The 19,605-nt window shown below is 67.1% G+C and carries 18 protein-coding genes and 1 pseudogene; 17 read left to right on the top strand and 2 right to left on the bottom strand.

What is annotated here, in order from left to right:
* Position 1 precedes the first annotated feature (1 nt).
* Positions 2–466, top strand: coding sequence for a CoA-binding protein (locus DJ029_RS16695; RefSeq protein WP_112323644.1), 465 nt, complete (start codon positions 2–4; stop codon positions 464–466).
* An 84-nt stretch (positions 467–550) separates the two neighbouring features.
* On the opposite strand, the gene DJ029_RS16690 is transcribed toward DJ029_RS16695, so the two are convergent.
* Together DJ029_RS16690 and DJ029_RS16685 are read right to left on the bottom strand one after the other, a co-directional pair.
* Complete coding sequence (locus DJ029_RS16690; protein ID WP_112323643.1) at positions 551–1,900, bottom strand: sensor histidine kinase; 1,350 nt, start codon at positions 1,898–1,900, stop codon at positions 551–553.
* Positions 1,897–2,556: a response regulator transcription factor gene (locus DJ029_RS16685; RefSeq protein WP_112323642.1), complete on the bottom strand. Its 660-nt coding sequence runs from the start codon at positions 2,554–2,556 to the stop codon at positions 1,897–1,899. Before DJ029_RS16685 ends, DJ029_RS16690 begins: the two co-directional genes overlap by 4 nt.
* A 143-nt stretch (positions 2,557–2,699) precedes the next feature.
* Between DJ029_RS16685 and DJ029_RS16680 the strand changes: the two genes are divergently transcribed.
* From DJ029_RS16680 to DJ029_RS16605, 16 genes and pseudogenes are all read left to right on the top strand, one after another.
* Positions 2,700–3,038: a PepSY domain-containing protein gene (locus tag DJ029_RS16680; protein ID WP_112323641.1), complete on the top strand. Its 339-nt coding sequence runs from the start codon at positions 2,700–2,702 to the stop codon at positions 3,036–3,038.
* Positions 3,031–3,690, top strand: coding sequence for a cytochrome b/b6 domain-containing protein (locus DJ029_RS16675; RefSeq protein ID WP_232823113.1), 660 nt, complete (start codon positions 3,031–3,033; stop codon positions 3,688–3,690). The genes DJ029_RS16680 and DJ029_RS16675 overlap by 8 nt, the downstream gene beginning before the upstream one ends.
* A gap of 262 nt (positions 3,691–3,952) precedes the next feature.
* On the top strand, positions 3,953–5,824 hold the full coding sequence (locus DJ029_RS16670; RefSeq protein ID WP_112323639.1) for a heavy metal translocating P-type ATPase: 1,872 nt from the start codon (positions 3,953–3,955) through the stop codon (positions 5,822–5,824).
* A gap of 566 nt (positions 5,825–6,390) precedes the next feature.
* Positions 6,391–7,446 carry an ABC transporter permease gene (locus DJ029_RS16665; protein ID WP_112323638.1) on the top strand — a complete coding sequence of 352 codons (1,056 nt, stop codon included), beginning with the start codon at positions 6,391–6,393 and terminating at the stop codon, positions 7,444–7,446.
* Positions 7,443–8,345: an ABC transporter permease gene (locus DJ029_RS16660; RefSeq protein WP_112323637.1), complete on the top strand. Its 903-nt coding sequence runs from the start codon at positions 7,443–7,445 to the stop codon at positions 8,343–8,345. The genes DJ029_RS16665 and DJ029_RS16660 overlap by 4 nt, the downstream gene beginning before the upstream one ends.
* A gap of 51 nt (positions 8,346–8,396) precedes the next feature.
* Positions 8,397–9,407 (top strand): BMP family protein, encoded by a 1,011-nt coding sequence (locus DJ029_RS16655; RefSeq protein ID WP_112323636.1) that lies wholly within the window; start codon positions 8,397–8,399, stop codon positions 9,405–9,407.
* Between the two features lie 11 nt (positions 9,408–9,418).
* Positions 9,419–10,969, top strand: a complete 1,551-nt coding sequence (locus tag DJ029_RS16650) for an ABC transporter ATP-binding protein (protein WP_112323635.1) — start codon at positions 9,419–9,421, stop codon at positions 10,967–10,969.
* Between the two features lie 39 nt (positions 10,970–11,008).
* Positions 11,009–11,908 (top strand): LysR family transcriptional regulator, encoded by a 900-nt coding sequence (locus DJ029_RS16645; protein ID WP_112323634.1) that lies wholly within the window; start codon positions 11,009–11,011, stop codon positions 11,906–11,908.
* A 154-nt stretch (positions 11,909–12,062) separates the two neighbouring features.
* Positions 12,063–13,247, top strand: coding sequence for a urate hydroxylase PuuD (locus tag DJ029_RS16640; protein WP_112323633.1), 1,185 nt, complete (start codon positions 12,063–12,065; stop codon positions 13,245–13,247).
* A 1-nt stretch (position 13,248) separates the two neighbouring features.
* Positions 13,249–14,184 carry a polysaccharide deacetylase family protein gene (locus DJ029_RS16635; RefSeq protein ID WP_112323632.1) on the top strand — a complete coding sequence of 312 codons (936 nt, stop codon included), beginning with the start codon at positions 13,249–13,251 and terminating at the stop codon, positions 14,182–14,184.
* Entirely contained in the window at positions 14,181–15,611 is a 1,431-nt protein-coding gene (locus tag DJ029_RS16630; protein WP_112323631.1) for a leucyl aminopeptidase family protein, read from the top strand. Before DJ029_RS16635 ends, DJ029_RS16630 begins: the two co-directional genes overlap by 4 nt.
* A gap of 17 nt (positions 15,612–15,628) precedes the next feature.
* Complete coding sequence (locus DJ029_RS16625) at positions 15,629–16,018, top strand: RidA family protein (protein WP_157966407.1); 390 nt, start codon at positions 15,629–15,631, stop codon at positions 16,016–16,018.
* 10 nt (positions 16,019–16,028) lie between these two features.
* Positions 16,029–17,429 carry an amidase gene (locus tag DJ029_RS16620; RefSeq protein ID WP_112323629.1) on the top strand — a complete coding sequence of 467 codons (1,401 nt, stop codon included), beginning with the start codon at positions 16,029–16,031 and terminating at the stop codon, positions 17,427–17,429.
* Positions 17,429–18,175, top strand: a complete 747-nt coding sequence (locus DJ029_RS16615) for a fumarylacetoacetate hydrolase family protein (protein WP_157966406.1) — start codon at positions 17,429–17,431, stop codon at positions 18,173–18,175. The genes DJ029_RS16620 and DJ029_RS16615 overlap by 1 nt, the downstream gene beginning before the upstream one ends.
* Before the next feature lie 95 nt (positions 18,176–18,270).
* A complete protein-coding gene (locus tag DJ029_RS16610) occupies positions 18,271–19,437 on the top strand; it encodes a pyridoxal-phosphate-dependent aminotransferase family protein (RefSeq protein ID WP_112323627.1) in 1,167 nt (388 codons plus the stop codon).
* Between the two features lie 31 nt (positions 19,438–19,468).
* A pseudogene (locus DJ029_RS16605) lies at positions 19,469–19,605 on the top strand (DSD1 family PLP-dependent enzyme); the annotation flags it as partial.

Here is a 19,605-nt window from a genome sequence, read left to right as displayed (position 1 = left end):
GATGCCCGACGCCGAAATCGACCGACGCTACGACTACCCCCAAGCCTATCTGTCGGAGATCCTGCGCTCGGTCAAAACCATTGCCATGGTCGGGGCCAGCGCCGACAAGACCAAGTTCAGCTACGGCGTTCTGCGCGTTCTGCACGAGACGGGATACGACATGATCCCCATCAACCCCAACCCCGCTGTGACCGAGATCCGGGGAATTCCCGTCTACCGCTCGCTCGAGTCGATCGACCGCCCCGTGGACATGGTCGAGGTCTTCCGCCCCCGGGAGGAGCTTTACGCCATCGCGGAACAGGCGATCGCCATCGGGGCCAAGGTGCTCTGGGGCCAGATCGGCGTCTACGACGACCGCGCTGCCCGGTTGGCCGAGGATGCCGGCCTTAAGGTCGTCATGAACCGATGCCCCAAGATCGAACTGTTCCGCCCCTTCTGGAAACCCCGGCTGGACCTGCCGATCTGAGGCAGGATCGGCGGCGGTGCTTTCGGACGGGTTGCCCCCGCGAAGCGTTTCAGCCGCGCTCTGGGTCGCTCGGCGGCGACCGCTTCAGCGGGCGGCAGGTGCGGCGGCATCGGTCGGCAAGGTGAGGGAGGCTTCGAAACCCGTCGTCGCGCCGGGGCGGGGGGACTTCAGGACAAGTTCGGTGCCGATCCGTTCCGCGATGGCGGCGACAATGGCAAGGCCCAGCCCGCTGCCATCGGCACCGGCGTTGGCGCGCTCGAACCGCGTTGCCAGGCGGTCCAGTGCTTCGGGGGGCAGGAGGGGGCCATCGTTGGCGACGATCAGCGTGCCGTTGGAACTCAGCGTCACGTCTACCGATGTTTCCTGCGCGCCGTGGCGCAGGGCATTTTCCACCAGGTTGCGCAACAGGATCCCGAAGGCGTCGGGGTCGAGGTCGGACATCACCGGCGCATAAGGCAGCGAAAGCACGATGCGCCTCGCGGGGAGCGTGCGCGCGATATCGTCCGCCATAACACGCGCCACGGCCCTGAGGTCCGCGCGCTGGTCGAGGCGCAGCCGGCCGCCCTCGGCCCGGGCGAGTTGCATCAGGCGCTCGGACAGGCGGGTGAGCCGCTTCAGCGTCGCCTCGATTTCCGCGGCGCGCGCCTCCGTCGCGGGGTCGCGGGTTTCCGCGCGCAGGCGCTGGGCTTGCGCGATGGCGCCTGCCAGTGGCGTTCGCAACTCGTGCGCGGCGTTCGCGGCAAAGCTGCGCTCGGCCTCGAACGCGTCGCGCAACCTGGTCAGCAGGCTGTTCAGGGTCTCGGCCAGCGGGGCGATTTCCGTCGGCAGGTCGTCCGCGGGCACCCGCGAGAGGTCACGGACCCCCCGCGAGTCCAGCCGCGTGCGAAACCGCCGCAGCGGGGCGAGGCTGAAGCGCACGGCCCAGACGATCGCCGCCAGCGCGCCCGGCAGCACGAACAGCAGCGGCAGCCCGAGGCCAAGCTGGATTTCCCGCGCGACCGCGGTGCGATGGGCCAGCGGCTCGGCCACGGTGATGCGGATCGTCCCCTGGAGCACGGCGTCGCTGTAAAGCCGGTGCTGCGGCGTCCGGCGAAACCCCGGCCCATCCCAGGGCGGGAAAATGGCCGGGTCCGCCGCGTGGGATTGCAGCAGGATGCGCCCCTCGGCGTCGCGCACGATATAGGTGAAATACTCGTCATGGGCGCGGATCGGGGCAAGGCGCTGCGTCAGGCCGGGGTCCTCGCGCCCGACGATATCCGAGACGGCCAGCGGAAGAATGCGCTCCGCCGTTTCGCGCAACGCGCTGTCGAAGACCTCGTCCATCTCGCCACGCAGGATCACCGCCGTGATCGTGGCGGCCAGCAGCCACAGCACCGCCAGGACAAGGCCGACCGACAGGGCAAGCCGCGATTGCAGGCTGCGCGGCAGTCTCATGGCTTGCCCAGGCGGTAGCCCATGCCGCGCTCCGTCTGGATGATCGCGGGGCCGAGCTTCTTGCGCAGGCGGCTGACATGCGCCTCGATGGCGTTGCTCTCCACCTCGGCATCGAAGGCGTAGAGCTTTTCTTCGAGCTGCGCCTTGGACAGCAGTTGGCCTGGGCGCGACAGGAAGGCCTCGAACAGGGCCCATTCGCGTGCCGTCAGCTGGACCGGGGTGCCGTCGCGCGACACGCTGCGCGCCGCAAGGTCGACGTCGAGCGGGCCATGGCTGACGATCGGGTTCGGATTGCCGCTGTAGCGCCGGGCGACCGCTCCGATGCGGGCGGAAAGCTCGGCAAGGTCGAAGGGTTTCACAAGGTAGTCGTCCGCCCCCGCGTTCAACCCCTCGATCCGGTCCGAAACCTGGTCGAGCGCGGTGAGGATGATCACCGGCGTCACCACGCCCCGCGCGCGCAGGCGTTTCAGGAAGCCGATGCCGCGCCCGTCCGGCAGCATCAGGTCGAGCAGGAGCAGGTCATAGGACGCGCCGTGCAGCGCATCGCCCGCCGCGTCGAGCCGCGTGACCCAGTCCACGGAGTGGCCGTCGGCGGCGATCTGGTCACGCACGGCGGGGCCCAGAACCGAATCGTCCTCGATCAGCAGGATGCGCATGGTGGTCCAATCCTCTCGTGACACCAGCCTTTGGCGGGCCTGGCTGACGCAAGGCTGACGCGCCCGCGTGTCGTACGTCAGGTTCCTGTCAGCTTCGGTGTGCATGATGGGCCTCAGCTTGGTAGCAGACAGGAGTTTGGCCCATGAAGAAGACATTGACAATTCTCGGACTTCTCGCGGTTTTCCCGGCGGGTGCGGCGCTGGCGGACGACGATTGCGTCGTGCCCATCGCCGATTGGCAGCCGCGTGAGGCCGTGGCCCGGCTGGCCGAGCAGAACGGCTGGACCGTGGCGCGCATCAAGATCGACGACGGCTGTTACGAGATCGACGGCCGCGACGCGGAGGGGCGCCCGATCGAGGTGACCATCGATCCCGCGAAGCTCACGGTGATCGAGATCGAGTACGAAGACGAAGATGACGACGACGACGACGATGATGACGATCGCGGCGATGCGAACCGCGAAGGCGGCGACGATGACTGACGCTTCCACGCCCGACGCACGGCTCTCCGGGGCAGGGGCCAGCGCCAAGGTTCGCGTCTGGGACCCGCTGGTGCGGCTGTTCCACTGGGGGCTTGTCGCCGCCTTCGCAATCGCCTGGCTCAGCGCGGACGAGGTGCAGCCGGTGCATGAAATCGCGGGCTACGCCATTGCCGCGCTGGTGGCGTTCCGGCTGGTCTGGGGCCTTGTCGGCAGCCGCCATGCGCGCTTTGCCCAGTTCCTGAAGGGCCCGCGAGAGACGCTGGCCTACCTCGGCGACATGGTGCGTCGACGCGAGCGGCGCTACCTCGGCCACAACCCGGCGGGTGCTGCGATGATCGTGGCGCTGCTGGTGACCCTGTCGGGCACCGCCTTCACCGGCTGGCTGCTGGAAGAGCCGGACCGCGTGGCGATGCTGCCCGCGCTGCCGCAGATCGTGGCCCCGGCCTGGGCCGACGACGATGGGCACGGCACGCGCGGCGACGCCGAGGAAGCGCTGGAGGAGGTCCACGAGACGTTGGCGAACCTGATGCTGCTGCTCGCGGCGCTGCATGTCGGGGGGGTCGTCCTCGCCTCTTTCCGGCATGACGAGAACCTCGCCCGTTCCATGATCACCGGCGACAAGCGCGCGCCCGGTCCCGGCGATATCGCCTGAGCCCCTCCTTCCGCCATGCCTGGTCCCGCCCTGACCGGCGGGACCATTTCATCACCGGCGGCACCTCACGGGCTCCGTCCCCCCGCTCGGGGGCGCGAGGCCCCGCCGCCAGCGGCAAAGGTGTTGATTTTGCCGCGGTGCGCGGCCTCGACGCTCCCGTCCTTCTGCGCCATGATGGCCGCAAGGCAAGGGGCGTGGGCATCGGGCGAAGTCGATCCGAAGGGCCAGCGGCGGTGACCCCTGCAAAGGGGAGTTGAGCCGCATGGAAAAGACCGCCACCGATCGCCTCAAGACCGTGATCCTTCTGCTGGCCGTGGCCGGACTTGTCGGGGGGATCGCCCTCTACGCCGCGGGCAGGGGCGATATCGCGACGCTCGTGTGGTTCGCGGGGGTGGTGCCCGCGCTCGCCGCGCTTCTTGTCGAGATCCTGCGCAGCATCGGCCGTGGCGAGGTGGGGCTGGACATCGTCGCCGCACTCTCCATGAGCGCGGCGCTGGCGTTCGGCGAAACGCTGGCGGCGGCGGTGGTCGCGGTGATGTATACCGGCGGCACCTTCCTTGAAAGCTTCGCCGAGGGCCGCGCCCGGCGCGAGATGCACGACCTTCTGTCGCGCGTTCCGCGCATGGCGACACGGCATCGCAACGGCGGCCTGGAAGACGTACCGCTGGACCGTATCCAGCCCGGCGACCGGCTGCTGATCCGGCAGGGGGACGTGGTGCCGGTGGACGGCGCGGTGGCGTCCGACACCGCCTTCCTGGACACCTCGGCCCTGACGGGGGAGTCGCTGCCGGTGCGCCTGTCGCGCGGTGCGGAGGCGATGAGCGGCTCCACCAACGCGGGCGAGGCGTTCGACCTTGCCGCGACCCGCCTTGCGAAGGAAAGCACCTATGCCGGGATCGTGCGGCTGGTCGAGGAGGCGCAGCGCTCCAAGGCGCCGATGTCGCGGCTGGCGGACCGCTGGTCGCTGGGCTTCCTGGCGGTCACCGTCGCGATCGCCTTCGCGGCCTGGTGGTTCACCGGCGATCCGATCCGCGCCGTCGCCGTGCTGGTCGTCGCCACGCCCTGTCCGCTGATCCTGGCGGTCCCGGTCGCTCTGGTGGCGGGCCTGTCGCGCGCCGCGCATTTCGGCGTGCTGATCAAGGGCGCGGGCCCGCTTGAGACGATGGCGCGCATCGGCACGCTGATCCTCGACAAGACGGGCACGCTGACGGACGGGCGGCCCCGGATCGTGTCCATCGACAGCCACGACGGCATGGGCGGGGATGAGATCCTGCGCCTTGCCGCAGCGCTCGACCAGGCCTCCAAGCATCCCGTGGCGCAGGCCATCGTGACCGCCGCCAAGGCGCGGGGCCTTGTGCTGCCCGTCCCATCCGAGGTTTCCGAGATCCCCGGTGATGGCGTCATCGGCCGTGTCGAAGGCCATGAGGTCATTGTCGGCGGGGACGGGTTCGTGGCGGGGCGCGTCGGCGGGCAGGCGGGGGCGCATCCCGCCACGGCTGCCGGCTCGGTCCTGGTCGCGGTGGCAGTGGACGGGCGCATGGCGGGCCACCTGGTCATGGCCGATCCGCTGCGCGAGGGCACCGCCGCGATGCTGGCAGGCCTTCGCCGTGAGGGGATCGGGCGCATCCTGCTTGCCACGGGGGACCGTGCGGACGTGGCCGAACGTGTCAGCGAGGGGCTCGGCCTTGACGGGGTTCGCGCCGGGCTGACGCCGGACCAGAAAGTCTTGCTGGTCCTGTCCGAGCGCAAGCACGGGCCGGTCATGATGGTGGGCGACGGGGTGAACGACGCGCCCGCACTGGCAGCCGCCGACGTGGGCGTGGCCATGGGCGCGCGCGGGGCCGCCGCCTCGGCCGAGGCGGCGGATGTCGTGCTTCTGGTCGACCGGGTCGACCGGCTCGGCCCGGGGATCGAGATCGCCCGCGCCTCGCGCCGGATCGCCGTCGAAAGCGTCGTCGCGGGGATCGGCCTGTCGGTGCTCGGCATGATTGCCGCCGCCTACGGCTACCTGACGCCGGTGCAAGGGGCGCTCTTGCAGGAGGTGATCGACGTCGCCGTGATCCTGAACGCGCTGCGGGCGCTGCGCATCACGCCGCACGCGATGCCCGCCACACCAAGCGCGACGGGGGCGTGACATCCGCGTTTGATGGACGTCTTTAAACCTGGGGTTTCCGGCGCGCGGCGTGCTCCACCCTGCGTCGGCGTCACAAGCACTTGGCCTGCACGCCAAGGGGCGGCAGGGCACGGCGAAAGCTCAAACTGCCCTTGCGGAGCCGCGCCCGAATTGGTCTGACATTCCCTGGAAACTCCCTTGAATCGATCCTGGAAACGCACGGGGGAGGGTGCGGCGTTGCCGGCATCTAATAACAAAAGTAGATCAATAGTAGCGTTCTTTGAGATTGTTGAATGAGAGCATCTTCTGCTGAAATGACGGGGCAGAGGACAGGTGCCCGTGCCGGTGACGGACGGGTGAGGATGCCCCTGGAACTTGTGAAAGACGGGTTGTCGGCTGATGCCGCTGAGCAATGAAACACGGGAGGAGTGGCAAGCATGGTTCGTCTGAAACTGCGGCCCGCCGCCGGTTTTCTGCGCATCGGCGCGTTGCCGGCCAATCCCTGTCCTGTCCTGACAATATCTGAAAATACCAAGCGAATCTGAGGAGCAGACGACGGTGCGAGAGCGATCATCCCGGAGACAGCCATGCAGGTAGCGACCCCCGCGAACAGATGGCTCGCCAATGCGACCGTTTCAAACCTGGCCAGCCTGGGCGTTTCGCTGATCGCGACGATGCTCGTGGTGGGGCTGCTGGCAGAAACCGTGGGCCGGGGCGGCTTCGAGGTGCTTGGCGCCATGATCTCCGGCGCGTTCGGCAGCTGGCCCGCGATCGTCGAGACGATCCGGGAAGCCACGCCGATCGCCCTGTGCGGGCTTGCGTTCCTGATCCCCTTCCAGGCCGGTTTCTTCAATATCGGCGCGCAGGGGCAGTTGCAGGTCGGCGCGCTGGTGGCGGTTTTCATCACCACCACGATCACGCTGCCCGCGGTGCTCATGATCCCCATCGCGATGATCCTCGCCGCGGTGGCGGGATCGCTGCTCATGGCCCCCGCACTGGTGCTGAAGACGCATCGCGGCGCCAACGAGGTGACGACCACCGTGATGCTGAACTTCGTCGCCCTGGAATTCGTGCTGATGATGGTGACCGGCCCCATGAAGGAGCCGGGGTCGTTCATCGCTGAATCCGTTCTCATCCCCGAGGCGTACCGGCTTCCCGGGACCGACCTGCACCTTGGCGTCTTCATGACCGTGGTCATCGCCCTGGCGCTGGCCTGGATCCTGAAGCGCACGGTTTTCGGCTTCCGCCTTGCGGCGGTGGGGGGCAACCGCTCGGCCGCGGATGCGCTCGGGATCCGCAGCAACATGACCCTGGCCAAGGCTGTCCTGGGGGCAGGGGCCATCGCGGGGCTCGCCGGGGGGATCCAGGCGCTCGGCGTCGTCTTCCAGGTGGCGGAACTCTGGGCCAAGCCCTGGGGCTTCATCGGCATCCTCGCCGCGCTGATGGGCCGTACCCCCGTGGGAGTGCTGTTTGCCGCGCTGTTCCTTGCCGGTCTGGAAATTGGCGGGCGCAACATGCAGGCGATGACCGGCGTGCCCGCCGCTCTCGTCTACATGATGCAGGCGCTTCCCGTGATCTTCTATCTCGCGATCCGGTCAACCCATCTTTACCGGACGCTCATCGGAAGGGGAGAAAGACAATGATGTTCCTGGACCCGGATTTCATCCTGTCCGCCCTTCGCACCGGAACCCCGCTGATGCTGGTCGCGCTTGGCGTGCTGGTGGCGGAGCGCGCCGGCGTACTGTTCCTCGGGGTCGAGGGGGTGATGCTGACGGGCGCCTTCTTCGGCGTGCTTGGCGCGGTCTACATGGACGATCCCTGGGCCGGGGTGCTGACCGGAACCCTCGTGGGGATGGTCGCCGGGCTTATCACGGCGGCCCTCGTGGTCTGGTTGCCGACGGATCAGGTGGTCATGGGGCTCGCACTCAACATCGCCGCGATCGGGTTGACGAGTTTCCTATTCCGGCTGGCGGCCGGGGATCTCAGCCAGATGACGCCGCCGCTGAACTTTACCGTGCCCGAAAGCCTGGCGGACAATGCCTTCTTCGCGTTCCTCTTCGGGGTGCCGCCCTTGACCTGGCTGACGCTGGTGCTGAGCGTGGTGACCTCCTACCTGCTGTTCCGCAGCGCGCCGGGGCTGCTGCTGCGCTCTGTCGGGCAGGACGTCAAGGCGGCGCGCTCGGCGGGCATCGACATCCGGGTCGTGCGGACCGTTGCGATGGTGATCGTGGGCGGGCTGACCGGGCTTGGCGGCGCGGCGCTCACCGTGGGCTGGGTGCGCAGCTTCTCGGACGACATTACCGCGGGGCGTGGCTTCATCGCGCTGGCGGCGGTGTATTTCGGACGCTGGTATCCGGGCTGGACCCTGTTTGGCTGCCTGCTGTTCGGCATCGGCGAGTCCGTGGCCTTCCGCGCCCAGATGCTGGGGGGCAACCCGCATCTCTACCTGATGATCCCTTACGTGTTGACGGTCGCCGTGTTGGCGCTGACCGGACGGGCCCGTGCACCGCGGGAGGTCGGGCGACCCTACGAAGGGAACTGAGCCAACGACAAAACCAACCAAACCAAGAAACCAATAGCTAGGGAGAAGACAATGAATATGTTGACGGAAATGAACCTCGGCTTGCCGACCAAGGGCGCCGTTACCGGCGCGGTGCTGGGGGTGTTGATGTTCGCCACCGCCGGTGCCGCGCTGGCCGAGATGAAGGCGGCGGTGATCTTCGGTGTCGCCAACCCGGTAGCGGTGAACGGCTGGGACCGTGGCCAGTTCGAAGGCGTGCAGAAGCTGATCGATGACCACGGCTGGGACGTCACCGTGGCCGAGGCGGTGCCCTTTCCGGGCCTGGCCAACACCGCCGAGAACTACGCGAAGTCCGACTACGACGTCGTGATCTTCACTTCCAGCGGTCACATAAAGGCCTGGAACGAGGTGGCCCCGAAGTACCCGGACACGTTGTTCGTGATGATGTCCACCACCAGCTCGCTGCCGGAGTCAGACAACGTGCTGGCCTACACCTCGGACTTCTATGCCTACGGTGTGGTGAACGGCCTTGTCGCGGGCCTGGCGACGGAAACCGACAAGATCGCCGCCATCGGCGGTGTGCCGGTGCAGGCGCTGGAGGACATGTTCAGCGGCATCGTCGAGTCCTCCAAGATCGTGAACCCGGACATCGAGGTCCTGACCGCCTTCAGCGGCGACTGGACCGGGATCCCCCGGGCGCGCGAAGTCAGCGTGTTGCAGATCCAGCAGGGCGCGGACATCGTCATAGGCAACGCCGGCGTGGGGACCCGCGGGATCCTGGACGCCGTCCAGAGCACCGAGACCCAGTTCGTGGGTTACGCGACGGACTGGACCGAGGATGCGCCCGAAACGGTGCTGACCAGCGTGCTGATGAACATCCCGAGCTGGTACGAGCAACTGGCGCAGGACGTGGAGAGCGGTGCCCTGACGCCCCGGATCGAACTGTTCGGCGCCGAGTCCTTCGCCCTGACGCCGTTCAACGACTCGATCTCGGCTGAGACCGCGCAGAAGATCACCGACTACGTGGATCAGTATGTGAACGGCGAACTGGACGTTCCCAAAGTCAATCACAGCTTCAAGTAACGGTAGCAGAAATGACCCAGACAGCGCGTGAAATCGTCCGGTTGGAGAATATCTCGAAGGTCTTCGGATCGCTGACAGCCCTCGATGACGTGAGCGTGACGCTCCGCGCGGGCGAGATTCACGCGCTGGTGGGCGAAAACGGCGCGGGCAAGTCCACGCTGATGAACGTCCTTTACGGCCTGCTGACGCCGACCAGCGGCAGGATCGTGGTTGGCGGTGAGGATGTCACCGCCAACTGGAACACGAGAGAGGCCATCGCCCACCGGATCGGGATGATCCACCAGCACTTCTCGCTGGTCGGGGCGCATTCGGTGCTCGACAATATCGTGATGCCGACGTTGAAGTGGACGGACTTCGCGCCGGACTGGAACGGGCACCGCGCGCGCCTGGCCGAACTGTCGGAAACCTTCGGATTCGATCTGCCCATCGAAAAATTGGTCGATGAGCTGCCCGTCGGGCAGCGCCAGCAGGTCGAGATCCTGAAAATGCTCTACGAGGATGCGAAAGTGCTCATCCTTGACGAGCCGACCGCCGTGCTGACGCCCCAGCAGGCCGACCGCCTGCTGGAGATGCTCGTGAAGTTTCGCGACATGGGCTACGCGGTGGTCATCATCACGCACAAGCTGGAACACGCGTTGGAACTGGCGGACGAAATCTCCGTCCTGCGCCTTGGCCGCAAGGTGGCGGAGGTGCGCAAGGGCGACGGCACGATTTCCGACATCGCCCGCATGATGGTCGCGCAGGACTATGTTCCCGCGACCACGCGGCTCAGCACGCCCGGCAAGACCCCGATCGCCGAGCTGAGCGGGCTGACCATCGAAACCGACGGCGTGCGCACGCTCGACAACATCTCGCTTGAGATCCGGCAGGGCGAGGTGCTGGGCGTCGCCGGCGTCGCGGGGAACGGGCAGAACGAACTGGCCGACGCGCTGCTTGGCCTGCGCCCGCTCTCGGAAGGGCGGATCGTCGTCGGCGGGGAAGACATCACCCGCCACAGCATCGGCGCGCGGCGAAAGCACGGCCTGGCCATCGTGCCCGAGGACCGGCACGAGCGCGCCATGGTCGGGGATCTGGACCTCGCACAGAACATGATCCTCGGCTACGAGGGCGAGGCGAAATTCTCTCGCTACGGCATCCTGAGGGAGCGGGAGATCCAGGAATACTGCCGCGGCTGCATGTCCGAATTCGACGTGCGCGCCCCGGGCCCCGAAACGAAGATCGGCTCACTGTCGGGGGGCAACCAGCAGAAAGCCGTGATCGCGCGGGAACTTTCCGCGGGGCCGAAGTTGATCGTCGCGCACGAACCCTCGCGCGGGCTGGATTTCGCGGCCACCGCCTATGTGCGCGGTCGGCTGGTGCAATCGGCCGAGGACGGCGCCGGCGTGCTGCTGCTGTCGAGCGACCTGGACGAGCTGATGGAACTGTCGAACCGTGTCGTGGTGATGTTCAGCGGCCGCATCGTGGGCGAGATCCAGAGCGGTGACTATTCCCCCGAGCGCTTCGGGCGGCTCATGGCCGGGCTCGATGCAAAGGTGGATGGCGACACGCTTCAGGATGCCTGACCGCTTGCCCCCGCGCGGGGGCTGTATAAAGCTGGCGGAATGAAGAACATCTCGCTCAAGCAGATCCGCGCCTTCATTGCCGTGGCGGAACTGGGAAAATTCCGCCTTGCGGCCGAACATATCGGCGTCACACAGTCGGCGATCAGCGTCCTTATCAAGGAGCTGGAGTACCAGCTTGGCGTGGTGCTTTTCGACCGTCATACCCGCATGGTCGGGCTGACCTTCGCGGGGGAAACCTTCCTGCCGCTCGCGCGCCGGATCTCGGGGCAGGTCGAGGACGCGGTGCAGGCGATGGACGACCTTGCGACCCTGCGCTCGGGCCGTGTTTCCGTCGCCTCGGCCATCGTGCTGGCCTCGACGCTGGTGCCGGAGGTGATCGCGGAATTCAAGCGGACCCATCCCGATGTCGAGGTCTCTCTCACCGATGTTTCGGAACAGCGCATCCGGGACCTGCTGATCGACGGCGAGGTGGACATCGGGATCGGCACCAGCCGCAAGATCGAGGCGAACATCCGTGAGCATCGGCTGTTTTCCGACAGGCTGGCGGTTTTCTTCCACAAGGAGCATGAATTCCGAAAGCGCAAGGTCCTGAAATGGACCGACCTGGAAGGGCAGGACATCGTCGGCTTCGCCTCTGACAGCCCGATCCAGACCATCGTCGACAGGGTCCTGAACAACAACGAGATCAACACCCGGCTCGCCTTCTCGGTCAGCTTTTCCACGACGATGCTGTCGCTGGTGAACCAGGGCCTCGGCATCTGTATCGCGCCGGAGCATTCGCACCGTCTGTCCGTGCCGACGGAGACCGAGTTGCGCCCCCTGGTCGAGCCCGAGATCCGCCGCGAGATCGTCGCACTGACCCTGCGCGAGCATATGCCAAGCCCATCTGCGCGCAGCTTTCTCGACCTGCTTCTCAGCCGCGCCTCCCGCCAGAAATAGGACGGGGGACTCGGGGCGTGACGGCCCTTTGATCGAATTAACCGATCAAAAATACCACTCTTTGAGATTGGATGAACAATGCCCTTGCGCCAGTCTGGGCAGGGGCGGCCTGACGGCCGTTCTTTGATGAGAACACAAAGAACAGTGGAATATCATGTCGGGCTATATCGTTGAATGGCTGCACCTTGCGCTGCGATGGTTTCATGTTGTCGCCGCGATCACCTGGGTGGGCTCATCGTTCTATTTCAATCGCATCGACAGGTCATTCCGTGCGCCCGAGCCACCGCTGAAGGGGGTTTCGGGCGAGTTATGGTCGATCCACGGCGGCGCGATCTACAACTACCGCCGCTATCCGCTGGGCCCCGGGCATGTGCCGGCGCGGCTGAAGTGGTCGAAGTACGAATCCTTGGGAACCTGGCTGTCGGGCGCGTTCCTGCTGGCCGTCGTCTACTGGTACGGCGCCAGCCTCAACCTGGTGGCGGGCGGCGGCGAGGGGCTGTCGGCGGGCCAGGCGATCCTGCTGAGCCTCGCCTCCCTCGTGCTCGGATGGGTGATCTATGACCTCATGTGCCGCCTGATCGACAACGAGACGGTTCTCTTCGCCGCGCTTGCGGTTGTGTTTTCCGCCGCTACCTGGGGGTTCTTCCAGGTTTTCAGCGGTAAGGCGGCTTTCCTTCACACCGGCATCGTGATGGGCACGATCATGGCGGGTAACGTGTGGTTTTCGATCCTGCCCGGGCAGCGGCGGATGCTGAAGGCGATCGAGGATGGCACGATCGAGCAGTTCGACGTCGGCGCGCAGGCCAAGAAGCGCAACTATCACAACAACTACCTGACCCTGCCGGTGCTGTTCGCGATGATCGCGGCACATTTCCCGATGACCTATTCCAGCGACCTCGGGTGGATCGCCTTCATCCTGATCAGCGCCTCTGGGGTTTCGGTCCGGCATTTCTTCAACACCATGCATCACGGTCATGCGCGGCCCGGCTACATCGCGCTCGGCGCGGCGTTCTTCGTCGCCGCCGCGGTCCTGGTCGCGCCCGCCGGGCGTCCGGCGGCGCCCGCCGATGGAGGGGCGCTGGTCTATGGCGACATCAAGCCGATCCTCGATCAGCGCTGCGCGGTCTGCCACGCCGCCAATCCCACCGAGGAAGGCTTTGACGCGCCGCCCAAGGGGCTGCGGCTGGACGGGGCGCAACTGGCCGCCGACGCCGCGCCGATGATCCTGTTGCAGTCTGTGCAGGGCGACGCGATGCCGCCGGGCAACTGGACCGAGATGACCGAGGAAGAGCGCGCGACGATCGGCCGTTGGATCGACGGCGGCGCAAGGGTGGAATGACATGACCGCAGAACAGAACAGCATGGGCCCGGCCCGCGATTTCATCGGCTACGGCGCCACGCCGCCGGACCCGCAATGGCCGGGCGGGGCGCGTATCGCGGTCACCTTCGCGCTCAACATCGAGGAGGGGGCGGAGTATTCCCCGCTCGACGGGGACCCGCGCACCGATACCGCCCTGACCGAGGGCGAGGGCATGGACACAGGCATCGATGGGCGCGACCTGGCGGCTGAATCTATGTATGAGTACGGCAGCAGGGTAGGGGTCTGGCGGCTTCTGCGCCTGTTCGCGGACCGCGGGCTGCCCTACACCGCCTTCGCCTGCGCCCAGGCGCTGGAGCGTGTCCCCGACCTGGCCCGCCGGATCCGCGAGGACGAGGCCGACATCTGCTGTCACGGCTGGCGCTGGGACAAGCCCTGGCTGTCGAGCCGCGAAGAAGAGCGGGCCAATATCGCCCGCGCGATCGCCAGCCTCAGGAAAACCGTCGGCCGCGCGCCCGAGGGCTGGTGCTGCCGCTACGGGCCCAGCGTGAACACCCGCGAACTGCTGGTCGAGGCGGGAATTTCCTACGACTCCGATGCCTATAACGACGAGCTGCCCTACTGGGTGGAGGTCAGCGGCCAGCCGCAACTGATCGTGCCCTATTCGCTGGTCACCAATGACTGCAAACTGGTGCCGCGGGGCCTTCAGACGGCGGACGAGTTCCTCGCCCTGCTGCGGGATTCCTTCGACCAGCTCTACGAAGAGGGGGCGACGTCGCCCCGGATGCTCAACATCGGGCTGCATCCGCGCATGGCAGGCCACCCCGGGCGCGCCCGGGGGTTGGCGCGGTTCCTGGACCATATCACCGCCCATGACGATGTCTGGGTCTGCCGCCGCGCGGATATCGCGGCGCATTGGAAACGGATCTGGCCGGCACCCGGCGGAGGGCGGGAATGACCGGCGCCAATCCTTTCGTCCTGTGCGTGGCGATCGGCGCCGGTGTCGGCGACCCCGCCGCCCTGCGGGAGGTTGCCAAGGCAAGCGGCATCGACTGGGCCGGGCGCAGCGCCCCGGCGCTGTTGCCGGGAGGCGCGGCGGGGCCTGTGGCCGTTGTCGCCCTTGACCCGCTGCGTCCTGAACAGAACCGCCGCCGCGCAGGCGCCGCCGTGTCCTTTCTGCGGGAGAATGGCGCGCGCAACGCCACACTGCATCTGCCGGATACGGCGGGGTTTTCGGGCGATCCGCGGACCCATCAGCAAGCCCTGATCGAGGGCGCGCTGCTGGCCGGGCATGACTTCGCCTGCTGGAAATCCGAGCGTCGCCCGTCGCTCGATCTGCATTTCGCGCCCGCGCCCGACGCCGCGCTTCTGCGCGACGCGCGCGCGGTGGCCGGAGCGGCCTCCTTCGCAAGGGATCTGAGCGCGACACCCGCCAACAAGATGACCCCGCCCGACTTCGTCGCCAGGATGCGCGACCTTGCGCAGGACGCGGGCTTCGCCTTCACCCATTTCGGACGCGACGCGCTGGAACAGATGGGCATGGGCGGCTTCCTCGGCGTCTCGGCGGGCAGTGCGCATGACCCGGCCCTGGTGCGGCTCGACTATCGCCCCGAGGGGCTGGAGGGCCCGCCGGTCGTGCTGGTCGGCAAGACCGTCACCTTCGACAGCGGGGGGATCTCGCTGAAGAAGGCCGACGGGATGGAGCAGATGAAGGCCGACATGGGCGGCGGCGCGGCGGTCGCGGGGGCCATGCAGGCCATCGCCGCCCTGCGCCCCGAGATGCCGGTGACAGCCCTTTTCGCCGTGGTCGAGAACATGCCCGGCACCGGCGCGATGCGGCCCAGCGATGTCCTGACGACCTATTCCGGCAAGACCGTCGAGGTCATCAACACCGACGCCGAGGGGCGGCTCGTGCTGGCGGATGCGCTCGGCTACGGGGCCGGGCTGAAGCCGGCGCTGATGGTCGACCTGGCCACGCTGACCGGCGCCACGATGGGCATCTTCGGCCCCCTCGGCGTAAGCACCTTCACGAACACCCCGGCCGCGCTGGCGCTGTTGCGCGAGGCTGACGGGATTGCCGGCGAAAAGATCTGGGAACTGCCGCTCTGGGACGAGTACCTGGACTTCCTGCGCAGCCCGGTCGCCGATCTGCGGAACTTCTCCACCACGGGCCAGATGGGCAGCACGCCGATCGCGGCCAAGTTCTTGCAACAGTTCGTCGAGGGGACGCCCTGGCTTCACCTCGATCTCTACAACACCTGCTGGCACGAAGCGGCTGACGCCCTCGGACCCGCGGGGCCCACCGGCAGCGGCGCGCGCGTGCTGACCCAGTTCCTCATCCTGCTCGCAACCAGCGGCGCATGGACAACCTTTCAAACGCATTAAGACAAGGACCCCAAGACATGACAATTCGCACCATCTATTCCCCCAAGGTACTGGTTTCGCCCAACCCGCATTCGCAGGCGACCATGGCCGGCAATCATTTCTATACCGCCACGGTGGGGCTGGATCTCGATGGCAAGGTCGTCGGCGTGGGGGATATCCAGGCGCAGACACGTCAGGCCCTGACCAACCTCACCCACCTGCTGGAGGCCGCCGGCGGCGGGTTGCAGGATGTGGCGCGGGTGATGATCTACCTGTCGGACATGCGCTACTTCCAGGGCATGAACGAAGCCTACAAGGAGTTCTTCAAGGGGGACACCCTGCCATCGCGTGCGACGGTCACGGGGACGTTCGGCATTCCTGAGTTGCTCGTCGAATTCGACGTGATCGCCTATATCGAACAGTCCTGAAGGCAACGGAATGGCCTTGTGGAAAAAGGGGGTCCGGGAACTTTCGGCGGGCTATCGCTACGGCGAGCTGGACCCCGTCGACGTCCTGGCCGAGACCCACGCGCGCATCGATGCCGTCAATCCTGTGCTCAACGCGATCATCGCCGAGGACCGGGAGGCCGCCGAAGAGGCCGCGAAGGCCAGCTCCGCGCGCTGGAAGGGCGGGGTTGCGCTCGGCCCGCTCGACGGGGTGCCGATCACGATCAAGGACAACATCCACGTGCGCGGGCTGCCCTGTACCTGGGGCAGCCGGCTTTACGCGGATTTCCACCCCGAGGCGGATGAAACCCCGGTGGAGCGGTTGCGTGCCGGGGGCGCGATCATCCTCGGCAAGACCAACGCGCCGGAATTCACCCTTCAGGGCCATACCGACAACCTGCTGTTCGGTCCCACCGGCAACCCCTGGGATCCCGACCTAACGCCGGGCGGGTCGAGCGGCGGCGCCGTCGCCTCCGTCGCCTCGGGCATGGGGGTCGTCGCGATCGGGACGGACGGCGGCGGCTCGATCCGCCGACCGTCGGCGCATACCGGTCTGGTGGGGCTCAAGCCGAGCCCCGGCTTCGTCGGGCGCAGCGGCGGCTTTCCCCCGCTTCTGCTGGATTTCGAAACGCTGGGCCCGATGGCGCGGTCTGTCGGCGACCTGCGCGCCGCGCTTTCGGTCATGGCGCAGCCGGACCCGCGCGACCGCGCCTCGCTTGGCTTTGGCGGGCGCGGCGATATCGCTGAGTTCCGCCCGCCGCAGAAGACGAAGATCCTCTACGTGCGCCAGTTCGGCGACACCCCCGTCGACCCCGAGATCGCGGCCAGCGTCGATGCCGCCGCCGAGATGCTCGCCAAGGCCGGCTGCCGCGTCGTCGAGGGGAACGTGCCCTTCGATGTTGAGGAGCTCAACGCGATCTGGGGCCTGATCGGCCCGGTCGGACTGGCCTGGCTGCTCAGGCAGCATCCGGATGCGCGAAGCAAGGTAAATGAAAACCTGCTGCCCCTGGCCGAAACCGGGGAAGGGGCAAGCGCGGTCCTCTATTTCGAGATGGTGAGCCAGGTCGCCGCCCTGCGCAACACGCTGGCGAATGTGTTCCTGGAACGCGACTTCATCATGACCCCCAGTGTCAGTGCGCTGCCTTGGCCCAAGGCCGAAACCCATCCCGCGACGATCGCGGACCAGCCGGTCGGCCCGCGGGGCCATGCCGTCTTCACGCCCTTCGCCAATGCCGGCGGGCTGCCCGGGATCAACATCCCCTGCACCCCGTCGAAAGCCGGCCTGCCGATCGGATTCCAGCTTGTTGGACGCTATGGCAGCGATATCCGCCTGCTTGACATGGCGGAGAAATGTGAATCGCTTTCCCCCGCCTGGCAATGGCCGGAGCTGTGATGCTTGGGGATGCGGCGGCGCAGCTGATCGCGGCGCATCGTGGTGGCATGCCAGTAACCGCGCCGCTGCCCGCGCCCCCCACGCGGGCAGCGGCCTATGCAATACAGGATCGTGTGGTGGACCAGATCGGCCCGGCGGGCGCCTGGAAGGTCGGGCGCAATGCTAGTGATCCCGATCCCTATATCGCGCCGGTCCCCCGCGCGATGATCTCGCTTAGCGGTGCGCCGCGGGCCTTGCCGCGCGGGGCCCCGCGGATCGGGGTTGAGGCGGAACTCGGCTTCCGGCTCTCGACACCGGTGCACCCCGGCTCGCCGCCCGCTGACGCGGCAGCCAACCTGACCCATGTCGGGCATGTCGTTCCCCTGCTGGAGCTGTTGGCCACGCGTCTACCAAGCGGCACCCATGATCCGGCCGGTCTGTGGAAGCTGGCCGACAACCAGGCGACCGGGGGCATCGTCCTCGGACCCGATGTGCCCTGGCAGGGGCAGGATCTGGGCAACGTGCACGTCCAATGGGGCGTGGGCGATTGGTCCGGGAGCTGGGCCGCGCATCCTTTCGGCGACCCTGGGGGGATGCTGCATTGGGCGCTGGTGCATCTGGCCGGACGGGGCGGCGCTCCGGCGGGCACGATCATCACCACCGGCAGTTATACCGGCATCACCCAGGTCGCTGCGGACGAGACTTTCTCGTCCGATTTCAGCGACTTCGGGCGTGTGGCGGTTACACTGCGGGCCGCACCCGATTGATCGAAGTTTCTCAATAATAGCACCGTTATTCGCGATTGAAGAAATAATCCCGCTCCGCCCATAGTGCCGGTGTCGAAATCAAAGGAGGGCTCGAAATGCGCGCTCACGGTACCCATTTTCTGCAAATCCCAGGCCCTTCGCCGGTCCCTCCCGAGGTCCTGGCCGCCACCTCCCGGCAGGTGATCGATCATCGCGGTCCCGCCTTCGGAGAGCTGGGCCGAAAAGTGCTGGGCGATATCAAATCCGTCTTCAAGACCGAGCATGACGTGGTGATCTACCCGTCCTCGGGCACCGGCGCCTGGGAGGCGGCCCTCGTCAACTGCCTGTCGCCGGGCGACCGGATCGCCACCTTCGAAACCGGGCATTTCGCCAGCCTCTGGAATCGCCTGGCCGGGCGGCTTGGCCTCGACCCGGTCACCATCGGCAGCAACTGGCGCGCCGGGGTCGATCCCGACGTGGTCGAGGATGCCCTGCGCAAGGACAAGAACCACGAGATCAAGGCGCTTTGCGTCGTGCACAACGAAACCTCCACCGGGTCCACCACCCGGCTCGAAGAAATCCGAAAGGCGATCGACGCGGCTGGGCACCCGGCCCTGTTCGTGGTCGACACCATCTCGGGGCTCTGCTCGGCCGATCTGCGCATGGACGAATGGGGGATCGACGTGGTCGTCGCGGGCTCGCAAAAGGGGCTGATGCTGCCGCCGGGCCTGTCGTTCAACGCTGTCGGGCCGCGGGCGCTGAAGGCGTCGGAAAGCGCCGGGCTGAAACGCTCCTACTGGGACTGGGCCGAGATGATCGCCGCGAACAAGACCGGCTACTTCCCCTACACCCCGGCGACCAACCTGCTTTACGGCCTGTCGAGCGTCCTGGACCGGCTGCTGGAAGAAGGGCTCGATACGGTCTTCGCCCGGCACGAACGCCATGCCGAGGCGACCCGCCGCGCGGTGCAGGCCTGGGGGCTGGAAAACCTCTGCGAGTCCCCGCGCCACTACTCGCCGGTGCTGACCACGGTCATGATGCCCGAAGGGCACAGCGCCGACGCCTACCGCAAGGTTGTGCTCGAGAAGTTCAACATGTCCCTCGGCTCGGGGCTGTCCAAGGTTGCGGACAAGGTGTTCCGGATCGGGCACCTCGGCGACATCAACGACCTCACGCTGACCGGGGCGCTTGCCGGCTGCGAGATGGGGCTGGAACTGGTCGGGGTTCCGCACCAGAGGGGCGGGGTCGACGTGGCCATGTCCTACTTGCGCGAAACCGCTTGAACCCGACACCAGGTATGAAAAGGACTGCGATATGAAGGACCTGATGACCAACGACCCTGAGGTCGGTTTCGACGTTCCCGCACTTCCGGGGATGGACGAGGCGGACATCCAGACGCCCTGCCTGGTGCTGGACCTGGACGCGCTGGAGCGCAACATCAAGAAGATGGG

This window comes from Oceanibium sediminis (assembly GCF_003265325.1).
GTDB classification, from domain to species: Bacteria; Pseudomonadota; Alphaproteobacteria; order Rhodobacterales; family Rhodobacteraceae; genus Halovulum; species Halovulum sediminis.
This window is presented reverse-complemented; position numbering and strand designations above follow the sequence as displayed.